This window comes from Clostridium psychrophilum (assembly GCF_018861705.1).
Lineage (GTDB): Bacteria > Bacillota > Clostridia > Clostridiales > Clostridiaceae > Clostridium_AD > Clostridium_AD psychrophilum.
Map to the genome: position 1 here is coordinate 1 of NZ_JAHLEC010000154.1, position 5,717 is coordinate 5,717.

The window sequence follows — 5,717 nt, forward strand, 5'->3', positions numbered from 1 at the left end:
TTTGTTAGAAGAATAGCAAAAATAAACGTTTTTTTATTGAAAAACTTTTTCAACTCTTTTTACGGTGGAAGTTAACTCTGCAAAGTGGAAGTTACTTTTTCAATTCACCCTTTTATCTACAACATCTTCCAATTACCTACGTTTTAGTTTGACGAATCATGCTTTAGCTTGACTTAATCATGCTTTAGCTTGACTTAATGCAGCTTTAACTGCGTCTATAATTCCATTACTACTATAAGTAGCTCCAGAAACCGTATCTACTGTTGTTGATTGAGCTGAAACTATTTGAGAAGGTACTGAGCTTTCTGCTCTTTGATAAAAATCAGGAGTATCTTGATTCGATACTGTAGTAACATTTGTAATTTTATTATCTTTTATTGTAACTGACATTTCAGTTGTACCACCTCTAAAACCAGACCCAGTTCCTGTATAAGTTCCGTCCTTATAACTACTCTTAGCTGAAGTCGTTGAGCTTCCACTAGTATTAGCATTATCAGTGTTTGATGCTGTAGCAGCACTTGTAGGTGCAGTGCTTGATGCTGTAGTAGTACTATTACTTGGTGCTACAGTTGCCGTTGTACTTGTAGAAGAAGTACTTGTAGAGCCCGTATTTGCTGATGAACTTGCTTCTGCCTTTATTAATGCTTCCTTAGTTGCACTAATAATTCCTTCACTACTATAAGTAGCTCCTGAAACAGTGTCAACTGTTGTCGATTGTGCTGAAATTATTTCAGTAGTTATTGCACTTTCTGCTCTTTGATAAAAATCGGGAGTATCTTGATTCGATACTGTAGTAACATTTGTAATTTTATTTTCTTTTACAGTAACTGAGATTTCGGTTGTACCACCTTGAAAACCAGTACCTGTTCCTGTATATGTTCCATCTTTATATTTTTGAGAAACACTTTTTGTGCTTGTACTTACAGACGTACTGCTAACCGTAGTTAAACCACTTTTAGCAAGAGCTGTTCCTCCTAAATTATTGATAGCATAAACTCCTACCATAGCAGTTATTGCTAAAGAACTAGCTAATTCAGGATTTACGTTTTCACCAAGAATATTTACTTGAGGATTATTTCTAGGACATGCCTCAATACACTTGAAACAATTAATGCAATCCCCACCACATACACTATTAACTTTGTAAAGTGGTAATGCCATTGAACAACTATTTGTGCATAATCTACATTTTCCACATTTATCAGTAGGCTTTTTGATTTTTAATATTCCTATTCTTGATAATATATTAAATATTGCTCCTAAAGGACATAAATATCTACAAAAAAATCTTTCTATAAAAAAACCTCCTACTGTTATTAAAAATAACAGTATAAACCCAATTGTATAATTAGATAATACCTGAGGAAAATTGGTTATTTGAGCAAAAGCATCCCATGGACTAGTAGTTTCTAAAATTTTACTACCAGATGTCCATACCACAACCATAAGTAATAATAATACAATATATTTAACATACTTTAATATAGCATCTACTGTGCTGCTTACTTTATAATTAATCTTAAACACATTTTTAGATAATAAATGAATAAAATCATTAAAAGTTCCAAAAGCACAAACCCAACCACAGAAAAATCTTCCAAGTACTATAGTTATAATAATTGCTGTTACAAATTCAATTAAACTTGGAAAAGCCGCAAGAAAATTGAAATTACCTTTAATAATCATTTCATAAATACTTTTAAATTCTGAAAAAGCTAATATAAATAAACCTGGTGATAAAATGAAGAAAATCACTTGTATTATATGTCTATATATTTGTATCTTTTTTTTCATTTTTATATCTCCTCGAAAATCGTATTTTTGTATACAAATTCATTACTCGCAAGTGTAAATTTTCCTATCATTCCTGATGTAACATAAACTTCTTTATTTTTATTTATTAATATTGCATCTACACCATTTGTTTCTTCTATTAGCTTAATAGCTTTGTGAACTCCCATAATATATACACCTGTTGACAATCCATCTCCGTCAATAGAATTATTTGAAATTATGGTAGCACTTATAATGTCCCCCTCAGACGGATAACCCGTAACTGGATTTATTATATGGTGAAATCTTTTACCATCCTGATCAAAATATCTTTCATAATTTCCTGAAGTAACTACAGATTTACTAACCACTCTTATTGTTAAGGCAAATTCTCCACGAGTTCTAGTTGGATCCTGAATACCAACATTCCAAGGCGCTCCGTCCTCTTTTGTACCAATTGATAATATGTTTCCTCCAAGATTTATTAAAGCACTCTTAATTCCATTTTTAAGTATTATCTTTTTTACTTCATCCGCTGCATATCCTTTCGCAATTCCTCCAACATCAATTTCTTGTTTTTTATTTTTTAACAATATAGAACTAGTATTTTCATGTATTACTATGTCCTTGTAGTTTACAAATTTAAGATTCTCTTTAATTTCATTAATGAGTGGAATACGTTGGTAAGCTTTTCCAATACCCCACAAAGCAACTATAGGCCTTATTGTTATATCAAAAGCTCCTTTTGAAAGCGAGCAGTATTTTATAGCCTTTTGAATAACATAAAAAGTTTCCTTGCTAACTATTTGCATTTCTTTTCCAGCATTTTCATTTATTTTTGATATTTCACTAGACTCTTTAAAAACAGACATTTTATTATCTATTTCATATACCTTTTTAATTGATTGTTTAATAGCTTTGTTTGCATTCTTTCCATATACTTTTAATTGATTTGTTGTTCCAAGTGAATAAAATTCTTTAACCATATATGTTTTTTTACTATTACTCGTTATGAATATTACAATTAAAATGATAAATACTAGTACTGACATTATAATTAGTGAACTTTCAATAGTAATCACCATGTCTATCACTCCCCCCTATGTTAGCTTAATTTAATATGTGATTTATCTTACACTTTATATAATACATAATAAAACTTAATCTTCCCTTAGAATTTACTGAATATCTACTGAGAAAAATGTGAACATTTTACTAACTATTACATAAAGTAAGCTTTTCACTCCTAAGCTTAAAATATTTTCTATTTAATTTAAAAAACATATAATACAAAAATCTATTTAATTACCATACATCAATAATATCAAATAACTATGTAATACCTATCAAATTAATATGTGATCTTTGTGTTATTTATAATATTAAACAAAATAAAGGAACACTCAATCCAGTTAAGAATTAAATGTTCTTTATAATAAATTTATTATGCTAAGTTTTATAGTCGCTGTGTAAAATTCTGTTTTTGTAAACCAATTGATAAATCACTAAAAGAAACATCGCAAAAGTTATAGAAGTATGCATTGATGGAAACCCATTCAGTGTACTTTTTGCTGCGGCTACATAGGACATATTACGTGCAAGCGGATCATCATGACCATAAACAAACCAAACATTTTGAATATAGAAAGTCACATAAAATGGAGTAATAAACTATGTATTAATTTAATAATAATTTTTAAGTACCTCAATAATTATTGAGGTACTTTTATTGAAAATATACTATATATCTTTTTACTTTGGATTAATATTATATTTAATATTATTTAATAGAATTATTACTTCTCCAAACCCCATAAATAAAATTCCACTTAAAAATGATGATACTATAATTACAATTCCGTATATCCATCTTAAAGGATTGGGATTAGATAGTACGCTACTCGTAGGCACTGTTAATAAAGAGCCAATAGTTAAACCTCCTACTATACCAATTCCTATAATAATCCATCCTACTACTTTTAGTGTGGTACCTATTTGATTTTTTTTAACATTTGCTTCAGTAGCTTTATGTACTGTTTGTTTTTTTATTTCTAAGATTTCATTAATGTTACTCATATACTATTTCTCCTTTTGATTTGAGTATAATGTTATAAAAAATATAAATAAAGATATCATTCCAAATAGATAAAAAATTCCAAACACTTTACCTATTCCATCTGCATTTATAAATGTATAATAAATCTCAGATAATATCATTAAAAATGTTCCAATGGAAGCAATTAATGTTGCTGTTTTTAGTTTCAAGCTTAATCATCTCCTATAATTTGTATTTGGCCTTAAATTAATTCTATAAATGTATTAAAATTCCTTTAATTTAAAATACATAAATACAAGACACGACTTAATATAGGTACATCTTATATTTATTGATTTTTCTTAAAATAAACAGAAAAACTGGTTCCTTTACCTATTTCGCTATTTACCTTGATTTCTGCATTATGTGCATCAACTATAGAACTAACAATTGATAACCCCAAACCATATCCACCACTTTTACGTGCTCTATGCGAGTCGCTTCTAAAAAACCTATCAAATATTTCATTTAAATCTTCCTTAGGTATACCAGTTCCATTGTCCTTAATTTCAAGTACTACTAAAGATTCTTTGACATTCTCTCTAGAGTTTATGTTAATTAATCCATTTTTACTATCAGTATGCTGTATAGCATTTTGAACAATATTTATTATAACTTGCTTTATTTGATTTCTATTTGCATATATAAATACATTTTTTTCTAGATTTAGTTCTAATTTTCTTTCACCTGCAAGTATTTTAAGTTGTGGATAAACTTCACAAACAATATCACTAATATCTTCGTCTAACATTTCCACATGTGATTTCTGATCTGATTTATTTAACACTAAAAGCTCATTTACTAATTCTTCTAACCTATCACTTTCTAATAGAATTGTATTTAAAGCTAAATTGAGCTGTTTCTCATTTTTAGCTGCACCTCTAAGTAATACCTCCACAAATCCATGTATTGACGTAAGTGGCGTTCGTAATTCGTGAGATGCATCAGATATGAAGCTCCTCATCTTTTCTTTAATTTTTTTCTCTTTTTTAAAAGAAGTCTCTATCCTCTCAAGCATATCATTAAAAGCAATAGATAATCTATCTATCTCTACTTGCTTATTATTCTCTCGTAGTCTCATATTTAATTGTCCTATGGTTATTTTCTCTACAGTATCAGCCATATTGTATAAAGGTGCAAGCGTGGACCCTAAAACCTTTTTGCCAATAACAATACCAATAATTAATATTAAAATTGATGCTATTAAGTATATAATAATTTGAATACTCAATATATTATGAATTTCTTGAGTAGAAGTGCTTATTTGAATTAGAGCTAACCGGTTAGAAGCATCCCCTATTTTAAGAAATGCACCAATACTCTCATTTTCATTTTTGTCTTTTATTATTTTGTATACTTTTGAGTTGCTATTTTGTAATAAAATTTGTTTATATTCATAGGGAATCAATTTTGGAATTACATTTCTAGCATCTGGTACCTTCTCTTTGTATGGAAGTTTACTTTTACTACTGTCTAAAACAACTTTTCCATTAATATCTATAACTGCAACACTTACATCCCTATCCACTATATTACTAATAATGGATGCTGCATCTTTTATAACATCCTGCCTTGATTTAATTTTGCTTATAATATTCTTGTCTATATTGTCTAGTCTAAAATCTAATATTTGCTCCTTACTTGCATATACATAGTGCTTCATAATTATATATTGTGAGGAACCCATTATAACCAATAAAATTATTAGAATTAAAAGACTACGAATTAATAACTGCCATTTCGGAGTTTGTCAACATAGTTGTCGCAATTTATACATTTAATTTTTTTATGATGATGCCTTTTCTATAATGAGAAGTTCTTCTTCTTTTATTGGATTCAAAGACACATA

General features: G+C 28.6%; 5 protein-coding genes and 1 pseudogene. All 6 read right to left on the reverse strand.

The genetic code is table 11. The features are described from left to right. Window positions 1–177: 177 nt before the first annotated feature. Complete coding sequence (locus KPL38_RS17855; RefSeq protein ID WP_216290489.1) at window positions 178–1,794, reverse strand: FMN-binding protein; 1,617 nt, start codon at window positions 1,792–1,794, stop codon at window positions 178–180. Window positions 1,795–1,796: 2 nt separating this feature from the next. Beyond that, a complete protein-coding gene (locus KPL38_RS17860) occupies window positions 1,797–2,858 on the reverse strand; it encodes an FAD:protein FMN transferase (RefSeq protein WP_216290490.1) in 1,062 nt (353 codons plus the stop codon). A gap of 409 nt (window positions 2,859–3,267) precedes the next feature. Then, a pseudogene (locus KPL38_RS19870) lies at window positions 3,268–3,441 on the reverse strand (phosphatase PAP2 family protein); the annotation flags it as partial. An 84-nt stretch (window positions 3,442–3,525) separates the two neighbouring features. Continuing rightward, on the reverse strand, window positions 3,526–3,849 hold the full coding sequence (locus tag KPL38_RS17865; RefSeq protein WP_216290491.1) for a hypothetical protein: 324 nt from the start codon (window positions 3,847–3,849) through the stop codon (window positions 3,526–3,528). Window positions 3,850–3,852: 3 nt separating this feature from the next. Continuing rightward, window positions 3,853–4,038: a hypothetical protein gene (locus KPL38_RS17870; protein WP_216290492.1), complete on the reverse strand. Its 186-nt coding sequence runs from the start codon at window positions 4,036–4,038 to the stop codon at window positions 3,853–3,855. A 119-nt stretch (window positions 4,039–4,157) separates the two neighbouring features. Continuing rightward, entirely contained in the window at window positions 4,158–5,531 is a 1,374-nt protein-coding gene (locus tag KPL38_RS17875) for a sensor histidine kinase (RefSeq protein WP_312884269.1), read from the reverse strand. Between the last annotated feature and the right edge of the window lie 186 nt (window positions 5,532–5,717).